Genomic DNA, 17,681 nt, shown 5'->3' with positions numbered 1-17,681 from the left:
TGCTCGTCGACCCCGAGTCGGCGCACGAGCACGTCGTCGGGTTGCCGATCAGGCCGGCGGCGGCGCTGACCAGGGCCTGGACCAGCCACCACGACGTCCGACACGGCGATCACCTTCGTCGTCAAGGATGGGCGAATCACCCGCATGTACGCGGTCCGCAACCCCCACACGAGCTCGACCGGCTCGACGAGGTGGCGGAGCTCCAGCGGTGACCGACCCGCGCGGCGTGGATGCGCTACAGCCCCCGGCGGTGCAGCAGGTACCCGAGGGCCGCAACGGCCGGCACGAGGGTCGCGGGAACCAGGTTGAGCGGCACGCCGGCCACCCGCGGCAGGTGCCCGGGCTGGTCCTCGACCGCGGTGCCGGGCGTGGCCAGCGCGCCGAAGAACGGCGCCCACGCGACCGCCGGCAGCAGCGCAGCGGTCTTGGCCGCCAGCTCCTGCTCGGCGGTGGAGGACGCCGGTCGCCACAGCAGCCACAGCGCGAGCAGTTGGGCGCCGGCGACCGTGCCCCAGCCGGCGGCGCCGTGGAATCGGGCGTGCGGGGGCCAGTTCGGGTTGAACACATGGGTGGCGTTCAGGTCCGCGCGCGCCGTGCCCAGGATCGTGCCGACTGCGGCGCCGGTCAGCACCAGCCGACTCGTTCTCATCGCTCCTCCTCGCTCCGCGTCGCCACCGCCGGGCGGGGGCGGCGGGCGCGGCCTTCGGTGTTGCCGTCATCGTGGCCCGCCCGGGCGGGTGACGACGCGGGCCGGCTGCTGATGCCGCGCCCCGCCGAAGCGCGACGGCCTGCTGCACCAGCGTCGGCTCGGCCGGACCGGGACACCAGGGGGGCCGACCCGCACGGAGATGCGGACAGGTGGAACGCTCACACCTCCTCGAGGAGACGGTGAGCCGGCGTCGGCGCGCCGGTGGACGTGGCGGCGTGACCAGTCAGCGTCAACTGGTTCATTCGACGGCTCCTTCTGCATCGACTGGGCACTCGGCGGCTCTACCAGAGGTCACGGCTCTTGCATGGTGACCGCGGCACGCCACGCCATGCTGGTAACCGGGTCCTCGGCGCATCGCCTCCGCCAGGCGCTCCCTCGTCCCACATGCGCGGGGGCGGACGTAGAGCCGGACCCTTCAGTCGCTGGGCACCCTGAAGTTCCTCAACGTCGCCGCGCCCGGCCCGACGGCGGCGAAGGACACGGCGACGTCGAACACCGCCACACCCCCGGCCGGGAACCCGGACTCGACGCCACGTCGCGCCACCGGATCGCTCCGACCGTCGTCGAGGACGCCCGCCAGCTCACCGATCGAGGGGTTGTGCCCGACGACGGCCACCGACCGCACGTCCTCCGGGGTCTCCCGGATCGCCGCGAGCAGCGCATCGACGGTGTTGTCACCGATCCGCGCGTCGCTGATCGGCTGCACTCTTGGTGACACGGCGGCGCCGGCCTGTTCCCAGGTCTGTACCGCGCGGCGGGCAGGGGACACGAGCACCCGGTCAGGCACCAGACCGGCGTGCTCCAGCCAGGCGCCGAGCGCCGCGGCCTGCTGCGCGCCTTCGGCAGTCAGTGGCCGCTCCAGGTCGACCGGGCCGCCGGCGGCCCTGGCATGGCGAATCAGCAGGAGTTGACGCGGCCGCACCGGTCGAGTCTGGCACCCATCCGCGCGTTGCTCAGCCGGTGCATGGGGCCGCCCGTTCAGAGCCTCGGCCCCAGTGCGCGGTCGCCGCTGCCGCCTCCGGAGCTCGAAGCACCTTCCAAGCTGGCCATGCGGGTTCGATCCCGTCAGCCGCTCCGAGGGTGCTGCAGGTCAAGCAGCCCGTCATGCCTTCGGAGACGGGCTGGAGGACCCTTGGCACTGCGAGCCGGCGACGTCGTCGGCTACAAGATCACGGACTCCTCGCTCGTCTTCATCGAGGGGTACACGGAGTGCCGGAGCCCCCGGTGCAGCCCGCCCGCCTCATACATGCCAAGGAGACCCGAGGTGGGCATGGGCACCGCTAGGACGAACCACCGGACATATTGCTCCCGCTGTCGTCTCCCGGCGACCGCTCGCGGACTTCCTTGAGCGCGTTGAGCGCAGAGACCACCGCTGCAGCTGCCATGGAGATGACAACCAAGAAGGCGCCGATGAGCACCCACCGTTCCACGTCCAACTCGAAGCCAGACGCCGACAAACTGACGGCCGTAACGACCAGCACGAGTGCGACGACAGCACCGACGACCAGGGGCCAGAGGATGGTCGACTTCATGGTGCATCTTACAACATCGTCAAAAACATCCGCGAGAACGGCAATCCGCAGCAGAGGCCAACCGATGTGTAGAAATATGACCTGCCTTCGGACCTTGCGGGGCAAGGCCGGCATGACGACCAATGCGAACTACCCACTGTTTGACCGCTTCACCTGGTGCATCCTCCCCGGGAACGGCCACCGAACCTGACGCGAGCAGGCGCACAACTTCGATTACCGAGACCGGCCCAGACCTGGAGCTCGTCGGGCTGCACTCGCGCCCACGCGCTTCCTGCAGCACGGTCTCAGGTGGTGCAACTACGAGCGTCACCGGGAGAACGCCAAGGACTGGAAGCGAAGACCGCGGCAGCCGAGCGACTTCGCATGGACTCCGATGCACAGCGCATGGTGCACATGAGCAGTCATTCAGTGAATCACCAGCGGTTGCAGCAACACACTGAGCTTCCTCACCAGTATCCGCCGTTCACGGACGGACAGGAGAGGCATCTCCGCAGTTCGGCGCCGCGAGTCCGCCGAGCGCCTCTGGCGGGAGCCTGTTTCCGGAGGCCGCACTGGAAGTCCCCGACAACTGGCTGCAGGCTTGGTAAGCGGCGTCGATCGCAGCCCTCGACGGTCACGGATTCCTGGAGAGGAACCTCAGCGACGCCAACCGCGCCCTTCAAGTGGGTGTGGACTCCTGATGAGAAGGCTCATCGGGCGCTGCCGGCGCCGGGCAACACCGCCGGCCACGGTGGACGGCCGGAGGAGCACCCGCGCCGCCGCATGCTGGATGCCATCTTCCCCTGGTCCGCGGCGGGCTGGCCTGGCGGCAGCTACCCGCGGAGCTCCCACCCACCAGGACCGTCGATGGGCTGTCCTGCCGTTGGGCGGCTGCCGGCGCGTGCGCCCGCGTCCATGACGTGCTGCGCGACCGGGCCCGCATCCGGGCCGGACGGCACTCGACGGGGACACCTCGTGACGGGTCCGCGGACAGTCGTCCAGATGCTCGGCGTGTCACCACCGGCTGATCCCCGGAGCGCGTGAACGATGGCCCCGCGACCGCTTCGTCCACGAGCAGCCGGCCGCGCTGATGCTGGCGGTCGCGGCCGACGTGCGGATGCCGTTCGAGCCCGGTCGGACTCGACATCCGCACACGATGCCAAGCGGAAGGGCTCGGCCACATGAGCGGGTTGTCTCGGCGGGAGTTCCTGGAGTATGCGTCGGTAGCAGTGCTGGGGATCGGGCTGGGTCGTGGCTTGACCGAGTACGACTCTGCTGCTGGGAGCGGTGACCGGACCGGGCGGCTCATCGGCGACGGGTCGACCGCCGACACCGGTCCCCAGCCGCACCAGCCAGTGCCCCAGCGGCTCGAGCCAGGACAGACGCCGCCGCAGTTCGTCGTCTTCTCCTGGGACGGAGCCGCCAACCTGGAGACCGGGCTGTTCCCGCGGTTCCGCTCGCTGGCGGCCGAGTACGGCGCGGCGATGACCTTCTTCCTCAGCGGCATCTACGCCCTGCCGGACGAGCAACGGATGCAGTACGCCCCGCCACGGCATCCGGTGGGCGCCTCGGACATCACCTTCCTGTCCACCGCCGAGGTCGTCGCCACCATGAGCGAGGTCCGCGCCGCCTGGCTGGACGGCCACGAGATCGGCACCCACTTCAACGGGCACTTCTGCGGGGACAACGGGGTCTCGCTGTGGACGCCGGCCGACTGGGCCGACGAGATCGCCCAGGCCAAGCGGTTCGTGCAGACCTGGAAGACCACCACCGGGCTGACCGGCCGACCCGACGTGGCGCCGCTCCCCTTCGACTACGAGCGCGAGCTCATCGGCGGCCGCACCCCCTGCCTGCAGGGCCAGGAGCAGCTCCTGCCCACCGCCGCTGCGCTGGGCTGGAAGTACGATGCCAGCTCACCCGGTGGAGTGCAGATCTGGCCCGACCGGCGATTGGGCCTGTGGGACTTCCCGCTGCAGGCTGTGCCGTTCCCCGACGCCCCCGCCGGTAAGGCCCGCCACGCCCTGGCCATGGACTACAACATCATGTACAAGCAGACCAACGGCGATACGGACGACGACCCGGGCATGTACCCGACCTGGCGAGCCCAGGCCCGCGACGCCTTCCTCGCGGGCTTCGAACGCGCCTACACCACCAACCGGGCGCCGCTGTTCATCGGCAACCACTTCGAGCAGTGGAACGGCGGCATCTACATGGACGCCGTCGAGGAGGCCCTGCGCCAGATGGCCGAACAGCCTGACGTGCGGCTGGTGTCCTTCCGCCAACTCGTCGCCTGGCTGGAGGTCCAGGACCCGACCACGCTCGCCCGGCTGAGGACGCTCTCCCCGGGGCAACCACCTCCCGACGGATGGCCCATCTTCCTGGCGTCCTGATCATGGCCGTGGTGTCCGTCAGGGCCCACCATGCCGCGTGGAGGTCCTTGCGGGCGGGGCCACGGAAGGGTCCGGTTCCGGGCCTGGTACCGGGGGGCACAGACGTCGACGTTCTACCTCGATCGGGGCGACAGCGCGGACCGGCCGTGGCTCATCGACGGCCTCACCGCTCAGTGGGAGACCGGCAGCACCACCCCGGACACTGCAGCGGGCTGACCTGACCCCACGGCGAACCGGCTGTACGGCACGCGCAACCCCGGGGCGAGGTGGGCAGGAGTCGGCGCCGAGCGTGTACGGACTCCCGCTCCTGACACGCCCGGGGTGCGCGTTGCAGCAACGACCAGCGCCTGCTCCCCTCCCCTGATCCCGGGCCGCTGGCCGGTGCGCGGCCCGGTCCACCGAGCATCACTCCCGAGCGGGCGGGCGCCGGGCGTCGGCCGCCAGTGCCTCGGCGAGCCCGACGGCCTGCGCCAGCACCTGCTTGACCGGCCGGCCTAGCTCGGCGGCGGCCCGGGCGACGTCCTCCCACTCGGGCATGGCGTTGAGCACCGAGCCGTCGCCCGCCCACCCGAGCTTGACGGCGACCGGGTGCCCGTCGACGTCGACGGTGCCGAACGTGCGCCGGACGGCGTGCCGGACGACCGACGTCTCGCGGACGCCGAGGGTCGTGGTCTCGCGCAGCAGGACGTCCCGGACCCGGGCCACCTCGGCCGGACCGGCGAGCGCCGCCACGACGTGCGCCGGTCGGCCCTTCTTCATCAGCACGGGGGTCAGCCAGGCGTCGAGGGCGCCCGCGTCGAGCAGGGCGGTGAGGACCAGCGGCCAGGCGCGCGGGTCCAGGTCGTCGACGTTGGCCTCGAGCACCACCGCCGTCGTCGTGTCCAGCCCCCCGGGAAAGGCGTCGTCGGCCTCGCCCACGACCAGGCGCACCACGTTGGGCCGGCCGGCGGGGTCCCGGGTGCCGGCGCCGGTGCCGGTGGCCGTCGGGCGCAGCGCCGGCAGCGGACCGAACCCGTCCGCCAGCGTGGTGGCGAGCGCGACCCCGGTCGGCGTGGCCAGTTCGACCTCGTCCGGGCCGCCTCGCCCGGGCGCCGCCGCCGCCTCCAGCAGGGCCAGCACGGCCGGTCCGGGGACCGGGATCGTCCCGTGCGCCGTCCGCGCCGTCCCGCCGCCGAGGGCGATGGGCGACGCCACCACCCGGTCCAGGTGCAGCGCGGCCATCCCGGCGCAGACCCCGACGACGTCGGCCACCGCGTCCAGCGCGCCCACCTCGTGGAAGTGCACGTCCTCCTCGGCCACGCCGTGCACCGCCGCCTCCGCCCGCGCGAGCGCGCCGAACACCTCGACCGCCGAGGAGCGCAGCGGCTCGGGGAGCCGCGCGAGCAGCCGGCGGACGTCGGACCAGCGGCGCGCGGGCTGGCCTTCCTCCGGGGCCTCCACCACCACCCGGACCGCCCGCAGCCCGCCGCGCCGCACGTCCTCGGCGCGCAGCGTGATGGGCAGCTGCAGGGGCTCCAGCGCGGCGGCGATGTCGGTGAGCGGCACGCCTGCGTCCACCACGGCGCCCAGCAGCATGTCGCCCGCCACGCCGTTGCCGAGGTCCAGCCACCCGACCGGGGTCACCGCGGCTCTCCGACGCCGGAGCCGCCGGCGTGGATGCTGCGCGCGACCCGCGCGGCGAACACCCCGGCACCGAACCCGTTGTCGATGTTGCAGACGACCACGCCCGCGGCGCAGGAGTTCAGCATCCCCAGCAGCGCGGACAGACCGCCGAAGCTGGCCCCGTAGCCGACGCTGGTCGGCACCGCGACCACCGGTGTGCCGACCAGCCCGCCGATCACGCTGGGCAGCGCGCCCTCCATCCCGGCCACCACGACCACGATGTCGGCGTCCTGGAGCACCGGCCGGGCGTCGAGCACGCGGTGCAGTCCGGCGACCCCCACGTCGACCACCCGGACGACGTCGGCGCCGAACACCCGCACCGTCGTCGCGGCCTCGGTCGCCACCGCCGCGTCCGACGTCCCGGCCGAGACGACCGCGACCAGTCCCCGGGCCGGCGGCAGGTCCCCGACGACCACCGTCGTCGCCTCCACCCGGGCGTCGGGCCACCGCGACCGCACCGCCGCCACTGTCGCCGGGTCCGCCCGCGTGACGAGCGCGGGCCGGTGCGGAGCCGCCGCGCGGAGCGTCCCGACGATGGCGACGACCTCCTCCGGCGTCTTCCCGGCGGCGTAGACGACCTCCGGGTCCCCGGTCCGGGACAGCCGGTCGGTGTCCACCCGCGCGAACCCGAGGTCGACGTACCCCGGGTCGCGTTCCTCGCCGTCCACAGCGGCATCCTGCACGGCAGCGGCCGGCTGCCCGCAGCGGGGCCACGCGGGCGGTCCGCTGCCGGTACGGCACGCGACGGCGCCGGGACCCGCGGTCCCGGTTAGGGTCCGAGCACGCGCCAGCGACCGGACGGGTGATCCACATGAGGGTGCAACTGGCCTACGGCGAGCAGGGCCTGACCGTCGACCTGCCGGACGACCGGACGACGGTCGTCGAGCCCCGCTACGTGCCCGGCGCGGAGGACCCGGCCGCGGTCCTGCGGTCGGCCCTGCGTCAACCGGTGGCCGGGCCGCCGCTGCGCGAGATCGTGCGACCGGGGCAGAAGGTGGCCATCTCGGTCTGCGACGGCACCCGCGCCCAGCCGCGGGACCTCATGGTCCCCGCCGTGCTCGAGGAGCTCGACGGGATCGTCTCCCTGGACGACGTGGTGATCCTCGTGGCCACGGGCACGCACCGCGGCAACACCGAGGCCGAGCTGCGCAGCATGCTCGGCGACGACGTCGTCGACCGGGTCCACGTCCTCAACCACGACGCGCGCGACCAGGACTCCCTGGTCTGGATGGGCACCCACGGCAACGGCGTGCCGGTCTGGCTCGACCGCCACTGGGTCGACGCCGACGTGCGGATCACCACGGGGTTCGTCGAGCCGCATTTCTTCGCAGGCTTCAGCGGGGGCCCCAAGCTCGCCGTCCCGGGGCTGGCCGGCCTGGAGACCGTGCTGACCCTGCACGACGCCGAGCGCATCGGCTCACCGCAGGCCGTGTGGGGCGTCTGCGAGGGCAACCCCGTCCACGACGACATCCGCGCGGTCGTCGCGGCGGTCGGTGGGGTGCACTTCGGCTTCGACGTCACCCTCAACCGGGACCAACAGGTGGTGGGCGCGTTCGCCGGGGAGCTCTTCGCCATGCACGCCGCCGCCCGCGAGGCCGCGCGGGAGCTGGCGATGGCCCCGGTGCCGGAGCCCTTCGACGTGGTGGTCACGACCAACTCCGGCTTCCCCCTCGACCAGAACCTCTACCAGGCCGTGAAGGGCATCTCCGCGGCGGCCACGGTGGTCAAGGACGGCGGCGCGATCGTCTGCGCGGCCGAGTGCCGGGACGGGTTCCCCAACCACGGCTCCTACCGCGAGGTGCTCGAGTCCGCGCAGTCCCCCCAGGCCTTGCTCGACCTGATCGAGAACCGGCCGAAGACCGTGCCCGACCAGTGGCAGGTGCAGGTGCAGGCCAAGATCCAGAGCCGGGTGCGGGTCATCATGCACACCTCCTACCTCTCCGACCACGCCCTCGAGGCGGCCCACCTGGAGCAGACCCACGACATCGGGGCCACGGTCCGGGAGCTGCTCGACGCGGCCGGGCCCGACGCCCGGGTGTGCGTCCTGCCCGAGGGGCCGCAGACCATCCCGTACGTGAGCTCCGAGCTCCTCGCCGACATCAGCTGAGGCGCAGCACGTGTCCCTGACGTCACTGCAGCCGGAGGACCGCCGGGCGGTCGACGGCCTCCGGGAGGGGCTGACCGGCACGGCGCGGCTGGGCGTCGCGTTCTCCGGCGGTGTCGACTCCTCGGTGCTGCTCGCCCTCGCCGCCGAGGCCCTCGGCCCCGACCGGGTGCTCGCCCTCCTCGGCGTCTCCCCCAGCCTCGCGTCCGACGAGCGGGAGGCCGCGCACCGGGTCGCCGCGCACGTCGGGGTGCCCGTGGTGGAGGTGCCCACCTTCGAGGGCGACCGGCCCGACTACCGGCGCAACGGCCCGGACCGTTGCTTCCACTGCAAGGACGAGCTGTTCGAGCGGATCTCCCAGGACGTCGTGTCCCGGTACGGCCTGACCGCGGTCGCCTACGGGGAGAACGCCGACGACGCCCGGCGACCGGATCGCCCCGGGTCCCGCGCGGCCACGGCGCACGCCGTGCTGCGCCCGCTGGCCGACGCCGGCCTGGACAAGGCCGCGGTGCGCCGGATCGCCCGCGCGCTCGACCTGCCCTGCGCGGACAAGCCCGCGGCACCCTGCCTGGCCTCGCGGATCCCGCACCACAGCGAGGTCTCACCCGAGAAGCTCGCCCAGGTGGAGCAGGCCGAGGCCGGGCTGCGGCGGCTCGGCCTCCGGGACCTGCGGGTCCGCCACCACGGGGACGTCGCCCGCCTCGAGGTCGCGGTCGAGGACCTGCCGGCGCTCGTCGCGGACCCGCTGCGCGAGCAGGCGATCCGGGTGGTGCGCGCGGCCGGCTTCCGGTTCCTCGCCGTGGACCTGGCCGGCATCCAGTCCGGCGCCTTCACCCTGCCGCTGGTGGGCGTCCGCGAGGGGTGACCCGGCGCTGGTGGCCCTACCGGTCCCGCCGCGGCCCCGCCCGGGCCGGCCCCGTCCAGAGGCTCGCCGCGAGCCTGCGAGCGGTGAGGGGGACGGGGTCCTCCCAGGGGTCCTCTCTCAGGCCGGCGGCTCGACGGGCAGGCCGAGCCGGCGGAACAGGTCGTTGTCGAGGTCGAGGAAGCTGGAGATGTGCGCGACGCGGCCGGCGCGCACCTCGAGCACGTGCAGCGCCCACGGCTCGTGCCCGCCGCCGGCGCGGGGGCGGTACTGCGCCAACGCCGGCGCCCCGTTGGCGGTCGTCGGCAGCACCCGGGAGCCGCGGCACTTCGCGCCGGGGCCGAGCATCCAGGTGCCGATGTCGGCCCGGCCGCGCAGCCACATCTCGAGCGGCGGCATGTGCTGGGTCGCGTCCTCGTGCAGCAGCGACACCAGACCCTCGACGTCGTAGCGCTCGAACGCGTCGACGTAGCGCTCGAGCAGGGCCCGGTGGACGTCGTCCAGCGGCTCGGTCTCGGCCTCGCCGCCGACCGCGGCCATCGTGGCGCGGGCCCGCTGCAGGGCGCTGTTGACCGAGGCGACGGTGGTGTCGAGCAGCCCCGCCACCTCCTCGGCCCGCCAGCGCAGCACCTCGCGCAGCAGCAGCACGGCCCGCTGGCGCGGCGGCAGGTGCTGCAGCGCGGAGACGAAGGCCAGCCGGATCGACTCCCGCTGCACGGCCTGCTCGGCGGGGTCGGCGTCCTCGGCGACGACCATCCGGTCGAGCACCGGCTCCACCCACGCCGTCGCCGGGCGGCGGGCGGCCAGCGAGGCCTCGACCGGCTGCCACGGCGAGCCGGAGAGGTCCATGGGCAGCGCCCGCCGCTGCCGGCCGGAGAGCTGGTCGAGGCAGACGTTCGTCGCGATCCGGTACAGCCACGACCGCAGCGCCGACCGACCCTCGAAGTCCCCCAGGCCCCGCCAGGCGCGGACCATCGTCTCCTGCACGGCGTCGTCGGCGTCGAACGCCGACCCCAGCATCCGGTAGCAGTAGCCGGTCAGCTCCCGCCGGTGCTCGAGCAGCCGCGGGTCCAGTTCGTCGGTCAGCACGGTCGTCATGGGTCCTCCTCCGGCGTGGGCCGCGACAGCTCACCACAGGACACCGACGGAACGGCAGGTCCCGTCACCCGGCCGGCTACTGGTAGCTGATGAGGTCCGGGCGCGGCTCGACGGCGACGGTCTGCTCCGGCGTGAGCATCGGGACGTCCTCGTCGTAGAAGTTCTTCCAGCCCCAGGCGACCTCGTCCGGCTCGGTCTGCCGCAGCGTCCGCCACGTGTCCTGCTTGGCCGGCTGCGACCCCTGACCGTCGACGTGCACCATGAGCGCCAGCTCGTCGCGGGAGGTGTCCAGCTGCTCGCGGCCCGGGACCATCCGCACCTGGAACTGGTGCAGGATCATCAGCTTCTGCGGCAGGTCGTTCTCGCGGGTCAGGTCGGCCAGCCAGGTCACCACCCGGTTGACCTCGTCGATGCCGACCTGGCCGATCTGCTGCAGGTGGACCTGGTCCGGGCGCAGCCGCCACTCCGGGTCCAGCGCCAGCCCGACGTGCGGGAGCTCCAGCAGCGAGCGGTACTGCTCGGCCTGGGTCAGGAAGTCGGTCCGCCCCGGCTGCAGGTCCAGGACGACGTAGAGCCCCGCCTCCCCGGCCGCCTCGACCCACGGGCGCACGTCCTCGACGGGCAGCTCGGTGGAGTAGTTGCCGTCCGGGCCGGCCACCGACGAGGCCACGGTCACGATGATCTCGAAGGCGGGGACGACGGTCGCGTCCTGCACCAGCGGCTCGTAGTCGGCAGCGTGGGCCTGCGCCCGCTCGACGGAGGCCGGCAGGTCCTGCTCGCCGAGGACGCCGAGTGCCCCACCGCCCGGGCTGCCGTAGAGGGCGACGAGGAAGTGCCCCGGGAAGAGCAGCTGACCCCCGCCGGGCAGCTGCTCCCCGGCGGCCGCCGTCTCGAGCTTCCAGTCCAGCCCCTCCTCCGCGGCGAACCCGGAGCCCAGCGCCACGACCGTCTCCGGCTGCTGCTCGGCCATGAGCTCGACCAGCTCCGCCGACCCGCGCGGGTCGGTGCCGCCGCCGGTCAGCTGCACCCGTGCCCCGGCCGCCCGGGCGGTGGCCACGCCGGCCAGCGCCTCCGGGGCGCCGGTGGTCACGACGACGGTGCCGTCGAGCGGCTCGGCGCGCTCGACCGCGGGCAGCTCGCCGTCCCCGGCCTCGCCGCCGGCCGGCGCGGCGCCGGCGGGCTGCAGGGCTGCCGGCTGCTCGGGGTCGAGCTCGGCGACCGCGCCGGCCGCCCCGTCGGCCTCCACCTGCTGCGCCTCGCCCAGCTCCAGCCCGGTGACCTCGGCGACGGCCTCGGGGGTGGCCGGCACCGCGACCACCTCGGGGCCGCCCTCGCCGTCGGCGCCGCCCTCGGCCGCTCCGACGGCGAGCACCGTCGTCGTCCCCAGGCGCTCCAGCTCGGTGGTGAGCGCGTCGGCCGGTCCGCCCCCGGCCGGCTCGAGCAGCAGCGGGACGCCGAGGCCGGTGGCGGCCGAGGCGCCGAGCAGCGTGCCGGCGGCGTCGCCGTCGCGGGCCACGACGACGACGTCCGCGCCGTCGAACAGGGCCCGGCTGGCGGAGGCGGCGGAGGCGACCGGGTCCTCGTCGGCGACGAGGGTGAGGCGGGCGTCGGGCGCGGAGGTCGTGACGCCGGCGTCCTCGGCCTCCTCGCCGGAGGCCGCCCCGCAGCCGCTGACGAGCAGCGCCGCGGTCAGGGCGATCGGCACCGTCGGAGAGCGCACTGCTCCCTCCCCCCGCCGGGCGCACGGTCGCGCAGGAGCACGACGGCATCGGCCGCGCCCGGCTCCCGGCGACCCTAGCGACGCAACGGCCCTGGACAGCGGCCCACCCGGCTCGGGAGCATCGCAGACCGCGACGCCGGACGCGCGCTGCCCGGCCGGCCGGACCCTGGAGGACAGCCAAAGTGCGACCGGACGCTGCCGGCGACCCCGAGGTCCGCATCCTCGTCAACACCAACGTGTCCATGTCCCGGCACAAGGCCGCTGCGCAGGCCGTTCACGCCGCACTGGCCGCCTTCGGCATCCCGCACGGACGGGTCGTCGTGCTCGGCGGGCGGCCGGACGAGGTCGCCGCGATGGACGTCGTCGTCCGGGACGCCGGGCGCACCGAGGTGGCGCCCGGGACCCTGACCGCAGGAGCCGCGCTGGTCCGCCGCGCTGGTCCGCCGCCCCGGGACGACGGCTCCGGGACCGATGACGGGTCGCACGAGGTCAGCAGCTCCCGGTAGACAGCTCCGGTGACCGACTTCGCCGACCGGCTGCGCCCCGCCACGCCCGAGGAGTGGCCGGTGTTCAGCCGGGCCCTGTTCACCGCGTTCGCCGAGGAGCCGCCGGCGTCCTTCGTCGACGCCGTCCCCGCGCACGCCGAGCTGGACCGCTCGCTGGGGCTGTGGGAAGGCGACCGGGTCGTCGCGACGGCCGGCGTCTACAGCCGGGAGCTCACCGTGCCCGGCGGCGTCGTCCCCTGTGCGGCCGTGACCTGGGTGAGCGTCGCACCCAGCCACCGCCGCCGCGGCGTGCTGACCGCCCTGATGCGCCGGCAGCTCACCGAGCTGCACGAGCAGGGGCGCGAGCCGGTGGCGGCGCTGTGGGCCTCGGAGTCCTCGATCTACGGCCGCTTCGGCTACGCGCCGGCCACCTGGCGGGGCAACCTCTCCGGCGACGTCGCCCGGCTGGCGCTGCGACCGGACGTCGACCTCGGCGAAGGGCGGGTGGAGCAGGTCGGCGTCGAGGAGTACCGGTCGGCCGCCGTGGGCCTGCACGACCGGGTGCGCCGGGTCGTGCCCGGCAACCTCGACCGTGACTCCCGGTGGTGGGACCGCGGCCTGCGCGACGAGCCCGCGGAGCGTCAGGGCGCCTCCGAGCGGCGGTTCCTGCGGCACGTCGAGCCCGACGGGACGGCGACCGGCTACGCCGCCTACCGGGTCCGCTCGGCGTGGACCGACGACGGCCAGCCCGACGGCACGGTCGTCGTCGAGGAGGTGCGCAGCCTGACCACGCCGGCCTACGCGGCACTGTGGCGGTTCCTGCTGTCGCTGGACCTCGTCCGCACGGTGCGGGCCCCGACCGCCTCGCCGGACGACCCGCTGCGGCACCTGCTGGCCGAACCGCGGGCGCTGCGCTCGCAGCCGTACGACGCGCTGTGGGTGCGGCTGGTCGACGTCGGCCGCGCGCTGGCCGCCCGCCGCTACCCGGCGCCGGTCAACCTCGTCCTCGAGGTGCGCGACCGGTTCTGCCCGTGGAACGACGGCCGCTGGTCGCTGGTCGGCCACCCGGCCGGCGCCTTCTGCTCGCAGACCGACGCCGACCCCGACCTGGTGCTGGACGTCGAGGCCCTGGCGGCGGCCCACCTCGGCGGGGTGTCGCTGGCGACGCTGCAGGCGGCCGGCCGGGTCACCGAGGTGAGCCCGGGCGCGGTCACCCAGGCCGGGACGGCGTTCCGCTGGCCGGTCACGCCCTGGTGCCCGGACGAGTTCTGACCCGCGCACCCGGCGGCCGACGGACCGGGCTCAGGGCCCTGCGCGAGCGCGACGGTCGAGCAGGAGGCCCAGGTGGGGCAGGAGGGCCCGCCGGACCACCGGGTCGCGGCCCCACCGGAGCAGCTCGCCCGCGAGTAGGCCCCGGCCCGGCCCGGGTCAGGGGTCAGCGGCTCGGCTACCGGGGGTCGTCGCGGGTGGGCAGTCCGCCGGCCGGGCGGTGCCGGTCGCGCTCGTAGTCGCTGACCAGCCCGATCCGGCGGACGTGCCGCTCCTCGCCGCTGAACGGCGTCGCGAGGAAGTGCAGCACCAGCTCGGTGGCCTCCTCGACGCTGTGCTGCCGGGCGCCGATCGAGACGACGTTGGCGTCGTTGTGCTGGCGGGCGAGTTCCGCCGTCTCCCGGTTCCAGACGAGTGCGGCGCGCACCCCGGGCACCTTGTTGGCCGCGATCTGCTCCCCGTTGCCCGAGCCGCCGATGACCACGCCGAGGCTGCCGGGCGCGGTGACCGTCCGCTCGCCGACCTCGAAGCAGAACGGCGGGTAGTCGTCCTCGGCGTCGTACTCGAACGCCCCGCAGTCGACCGGCTCGTGGCCGGCGTCGGTCAGCGCCTGCTTGAGGTGGTCCTTGAACTCCAGGCCCGCGTGGTCGGTCCCGACGAAGACGCGCATGGCGGGGAGTCTGTCAGGCTGCCCGGGTGGCGGTGCTGGGTGTCGACGGCTGGCGCGGCCGGTGGGTCGGGGCCCTGCTCGCGGGGCGTTCGGTCCGCCTGCTGGACCTGGCCGACGTCCCGGCCGTCCTCGCCGTCCCGGACGTCGACGTGGTCGGCATCGACATGCCGATCGGGCTGTCGGACGACGGCGTGCGGGCGTGCGACGTGGAGGCGCGGCGGCGGCTGGGCCGGGCGGGCAGCTCGGTCTTCCCCACCCCGGTCCGGGCGGTGCTCGCCACCGACGACTACGCCGAGGCCCGGGCGCTCTCCCGGGCGGCGACCGATCCCCCGCGTGCGCCGTCCGCGCAGTCGTTCCAGCTGGTGAAGGCCATCCGGTCGCTGGACGACGCCCTCGGGGACCCACCGGCCGACCACGTCGTGGAGGTGCACCCCGAGCTGGCCTTCCGGGCACTCGACCCCGGGCTCGGGGACGCCAAGGTCACCGCGCGCGGGATGGCGCGTCGGCTGGCCGCCCTCCGCACGGTCATGGACGTCGACGCGGCCCTGCTCGACGCCCCGCCGCGGGTGGCGGCCGTGGACTCGCTCGACGCCTGCGCCGCCGCCTGGTCGGCCCGACGGGTCGCCGACGGGACCGCCGAGTGCGTCGGGGACGGCACGACCGACGCCCGCGGCCGGCCGATGCGCATCTGCTGGTAGAGGCTCACCGAGGTCACCGCCCGGGTGCAGGTGCGACGGCAGGCGCCGCTCGACCCGACTGCGGGGCGGTCCTGACCCCCCGTCGTGATCATCGGCGAGTGGTGGTGCGACACGCCGACGTGGGGGGCCACCCGCCGATGGTCACGGCCCGGGGTGGACGGTGGCGGGTCCTTCCTCAGGTGAGCCGGCGGACCACCGGCAGCGGCAGCACCCGGAGCAGCCCGGCGATCGGGCGCCACGGCCACTCGGGCACGTAGGCGCGCACCGGCTCCCGCTCGATCGCGGCGGTGAGCGCGTCCACGCCGGTGTCGACGTCGACGGTGAACGGCCCGCGGCGGCCCACGTTGATGTCCGTGGCGATGTAGCCGGGAAGCACCGTGGTGACGCGGACGGGGGTGCCGAGCAGGTCGGAGCGGATCCCCTCGGCGAGAGCGTTCAGCGCTGCCTTGCTGGCGCCGTACGCCGTCCGGCTGCCGCGCATGCCCCGGACGGAGGCGACCGACGAGACCAGCACGAGGTGCCCGGAGCCCTGGGCCCTGAAGAGCTCGACCGCCGCCTCGCACTGCGCGTGGGTGCCGAGCACGTTGGTGGCCAGGACGGCCCGGTTGGTGGCCGCCGCACCGGTGCCGATGGAGCCCCCGTTGCCGATGCCGGCGTTGGCGATCACGCGGTCCAGGCCGCCGAGCCGTTCGGCCAGCGCCGGCACGACCGTGGCGACCGAGTCGGCGTCGTCGGCGTCCATCGCCGCCACCTCGACCCGGATGCCGGGGTGGGCGGCGAGCAGTTCGCGCTGCAGCGCCTCGAGGCGGTCGAACCGGCGGGCGACGAGCGCCAGGTCGCGGCCCATCGCGGCGAAGCGGCGGGCCATGCCCTCGCCGAGGCCGGAGCTGGCACCGGAGATCAGGATGCGCTGGCGGACGGGGTGCGGCACCCGTCGAGGATGGCGCACCCCGGCCCCGCCGCTGAGGCCGGGCCGCCATCGCGGCCGGCGTCGCCGTGCAACCGAGCGCCGGCCGTCACGCGGGGACGCCGGGGCCCGGAGTGCCGTTCAGCGGAGGTCCTCGACCAGCCCGATGACGATGCCGTCGGGGCCGCGGACGTAGCAGTACCGGTAGACGTCCCCGTACTGCGCCACCCCACCCACGAGTTCGGCGCCGAGGGGGCGCAGGCGGCCGAGGACGTGGTCGACGGCGTCGACGGAGAACGTGAGGCGAGGGATGCCCGGGGTGTTCATCGGCGCCCTCGGCGCAGTGCCGGTGGCGACCGGCGTGTGGAACGTCGACAGCTCGACCCGGCCGTGGCCGTCCGGGGTCCGCACGACGGCGAGGTCCGCGCGGACCCCGTCCAGCCCGAGGAGCCGGTCCACCCACTCCCCCTCGACCGCTGCCTCGCCCTCCACTTCCAGGCCCAGTTCGACGAAGAACGCGACCGCAGCCGCGAGGTCCTCGACCACGACGCCGACGTGATCCATCCGGTGGACCGCCATGCCGCGACCGTAGGGGACCGAGGGTCCGACCGGGGTCAGGACGTCGCTGACCGGTCGGGGGACGTCCTCGACCGGAGCGAGGACGTCCCCCGACCGTCGACCGTGCTCCACGGTCGGCCGCCGGCACCACCGGCCGGCCCGGGGACGGCGTCCGGGTGCCCCACTGCAGGGCCCGCCGTTGGCCCCGTCCCGAGGCTCGCGCCGAGCTTGCGAGGCGTGAGGAGGACGGGGTCCTCCTTCAGCGGCGGGTGATCTCCAGCGCGTCGGCCGGGACGGAGTCCATGTCGGGGCCGGAGAGCCGGGTCCGCTTGAGCTCCCAGAAGTCGGGGAGGTTGGCCAGCAGGACGGCGCCGTCGAAGGCCTTCCCGGCGTCCTCACCGGTGGGCACCTTGCTGATGACCGGGCCGAAGAAGGCCACGCCGTCGATGTGCATGACGGGCGTGCCGACGTCGTCCCCGACCGGGTCCATGCCCGCGTGGTGGCTCTTCTCCAGGGCCTCGTCGTACTCGGTGGAGGTGGCGGCCTCGGCCAGCGACGCCGGCAGACCGACCCGCTCCAGCGCGGGGGCGATCAGCTCGTCGAGCTCGACGCCCTCGTGGTGGCGCAGCGTGCCCATGGCCGTGTAGAGGTCGCCGAGGACCTCGTCGCCGTGCTGCTGCGCCGCGGCGATCGCCACCCGCACCGGGCCGATCGCCTTCACCATCATCTCCTGGTAGTCCTCCGGCAGGTCGCGCCCGCGGTTGAGCACCGCCAGGGACATGACGTGCCAGTGCAGGTCGATGTCGCGGACCTTCGCCGCCTCCAGGACCCAGCGGCTGGTCAGCCACGCCCACGGGCACAGCGGGTCGAACCAGAAGTCCACGCGGGCATGCGTGGGGGCGCTCTGCACTGCCTCGGTCATGCGTTCCGCTCCTCGTGTCGTCACTGCCCGGCGACACCGCACCGGGGACGTCTCTGCCGGGTGCCAAGCCGGCCCGCACGGCGGTTGTTCCGACGCTCCCCCTGGTGGGGAGGGCG

General features: G+C 74.5%; 17 protein-coding genes. 6 read left to right on the top strand and 11 right to left on the bottom strand.

Features of this window, described 5'->3' with window-relative positions; all coding sequences use genetic code 11:
- Window positions 1-235: 235 nt before the first annotated feature.
- The 3 genes from BMW27_RS11350 to BMW27_RS11340 form a co-directional block, all read right to left on the bottom strand.
- On the bottom strand, window positions 236-649 hold the full coding sequence (locus tag BMW27_RS11350; protein ID WP_139206880.1) for a DUF6640 family protein: 414 nt from the start codon (window positions 647-649) through the stop codon (window positions 236-238).
- A gap of 475 nt (window positions 650-1,124) precedes the next feature.
- Window positions 1,125-1,631, bottom strand: coding sequence for a SixA phosphatase family protein (locus BMW27_RS11345; protein ID WP_175486480.1), 507 nt, complete (start codon window positions 1,629-1,631; stop codon window positions 1,125-1,127).
- Between the two features lie 358 nt (window positions 1,632-1,989).
- Entirely contained in the window at window positions 1,990-2,241 is a 252-nt protein-coding gene (locus BMW27_RS11340) for a hypothetical protein (RefSeq protein WP_091443877.1), read from the bottom strand.
- Between the two features lie 1,235 nt (window positions 2,242-3,476).
- Between BMW27_RS11340 and BMW27_RS11330 the strand changes: the two genes are divergently transcribed.
- Window positions 3,477-4,610, top strand: a complete 1,134-nt coding sequence (locus BMW27_RS11330; protein ID WP_245743489.1) for a polysaccharide deacetylase family protein — start codon at window positions 3,477-3,479, stop codon at window positions 4,608-4,610.
- A gap of 405 nt (window positions 4,611-5,015) precedes the next feature.
- Here the strand turns inward: BMW27_RS11330 and larC are convergent, their stop codons facing one another.
- The gene (gene larC / locus BMW27_RS11325) at window positions 5,016-6,233 is read right to left on the bottom strand and encodes a nickel pincer cofactor biosynthesis protein LarC (RefSeq protein ID WP_091443873.1); all 1,218 of its coding nucleotides are present in this window, start codon (window positions 6,231-6,233) and stop codon (window positions 5,016-5,018) included.
- Window positions 6,230-6,940 carry a nickel pincer cofactor biosynthesis protein LarB gene (gene larB, locus BMW27_RS11320; protein WP_091443871.1) on the bottom strand — a complete coding sequence of 237 codons (711 nt, stop codon included), beginning with the start codon at window positions 6,938-6,940 and terminating at the stop codon, window positions 6,230-6,232. Before larB ends, larC begins: the two co-directional genes overlap by 4 nt.
- A 143-nt stretch (window positions 6,941-7,083) precedes the next feature.
- Here larB and larA point away from each other — a divergent pair, with 143 nt between their 5' ends.
- On the top strand, window positions 7,084-8,379 hold the full coding sequence (gene larA, locus BMW27_RS11315; protein ID WP_091443868.1) for a nickel-dependent lactate racemase: 1,296 nt from the start codon (window positions 7,084-7,086) through the stop codon (window positions 8,377-8,379).
- Window positions 8,380-8,389: 10 nt separating this feature from the next.
- A complete protein-coding gene (larE, locus tag BMW27_RS11310) occupies window positions 8,390-9,241 on the top strand; it encodes an ATP-dependent sacrificial sulfur transferase LarE (RefSeq protein WP_091443865.1) in 852 nt (283 codons plus the stop codon).
- 117 nt (window positions 9,242-9,358) lie between these two features.
- On the opposite strand, the gene BMW27_RS11305 is transcribed toward larE, so the two are convergent.
- Both BMW27_RS11305 and BMW27_RS11300 read right to left on the bottom strand, forming a co-directional pair.
- A complete protein-coding gene (locus BMW27_RS11305) occupies window positions 9,359-10,336 on the bottom strand; it encodes a sigma-70 family RNA polymerase sigma factor (RefSeq protein WP_175486479.1) in 978 nt (325 codons plus the stop codon).
- 76 nt (window positions 10,337-10,412) lie between these two features.
- On the bottom strand, window positions 10,413-12,056 hold the full coding sequence (locus tag BMW27_RS11300) for a hypothetical protein (protein WP_091443863.1): 1,644 nt from the start codon (window positions 12,054-12,056) through the stop codon (window positions 10,413-10,415).
- A gap of 182 nt (window positions 12,057-12,238) precedes the next feature.
- Here BMW27_RS11300 and BMW27_RS11295 point away from each other — a divergent pair, with 182 nt between their 5' ends.
- Complete coding sequence (locus BMW27_RS11295; RefSeq protein WP_217638123.1) at window positions 12,239-12,562, top strand: aminoacyl-tRNA hydrolase; 324 nt, start codon at window positions 12,239-12,241, stop codon at window positions 12,560-12,562.
- A gap of 9 nt (window positions 12,563-12,571) precedes the next feature.
- Entirely contained in the window at window positions 12,572-13,813 is a 1,242-nt protein-coding gene (locus BMW27_RS11290; protein ID WP_091443861.1) for a GNAT family N-acetyltransferase, read from the top strand.
- A 175-nt stretch (window positions 13,814-13,988) separates the two neighbouring features.
- Here BMW27_RS11290 and BMW27_RS11285 read toward each other — a convergent pair whose 3' ends face one another.
- On the bottom strand, window positions 13,989-14,480 hold the full coding sequence (locus BMW27_RS11285; RefSeq protein WP_091443858.1) for a ribose-5-phosphate isomerase: 492 nt from the start codon (window positions 14,478-14,480) through the stop codon (window positions 13,989-13,991).
- Between the two features lie 26 nt (window positions 14,481-14,506).
- On the opposite strand from BMW27_RS11285, the gene BMW27_RS11280 reads away from it, so the two are divergent.
- A complete protein-coding gene (locus BMW27_RS11280) occupies window positions 14,507-15,178 on the top strand; it encodes a DUF429 domain-containing protein (protein WP_091443855.1) in 672 nt (223 codons plus the stop codon).
- Window positions 15,179-15,353: 175 nt separating this feature from the next.
- Here BMW27_RS11280 and BMW27_RS11275 read toward each other — a convergent pair whose 3' ends face one another.
- The 3 genes from BMW27_RS11275 to BMW27_RS11265 all read right to left on the bottom strand — a co-directional run bounded on the left by BMW27_RS11275 (window position 15,354) and on the right by BMW27_RS11265 (window position 17,565).
- A complete protein-coding gene (locus BMW27_RS11275) occupies window positions 15,354-16,109 on the bottom strand; it encodes an SDR family oxidoreductase (protein WP_091443851.1) in 756 nt (251 codons plus the stop codon).
- 117 nt (window positions 16,110-16,226) lie between these two features.
- Window positions 16,227-16,664 (bottom strand): VOC family protein, encoded by a 438-nt coding sequence (locus tag BMW27_RS11270; RefSeq protein WP_091444290.1) that lies wholly within the window; start codon window positions 16,662-16,664, stop codon window positions 16,227-16,229.
- A 238-nt stretch (window positions 16,665-16,902) separates the two neighbouring features.
- Window positions 16,903-17,565, bottom strand: coding sequence for a mycothiol-dependent nitroreductase Rv2466c family protein (locus BMW27_RS11265; protein WP_091443849.1), 663 nt, complete (start codon window positions 17,563-17,565; stop codon window positions 16,903-16,905).
- Between the last annotated feature and the right edge of the window lie 116 nt (window positions 17,566-17,681).

It is taken from the genome of Geodermatophilus poikilotrophus, from assembly GCF_900111455.1.
GTDB classification, from domain to species: domain Bacteria; phylum Actinomycetota; class Actinomycetes; order Mycobacteriales; family Geodermatophilaceae; genus Geodermatophilus; species Geodermatophilus poikilotrophus.
The sequence above is the reverse complement of the archived record's forward strand: the minus strand, read 5'-3'. Positions and strand labels throughout refer to the sequence as shown.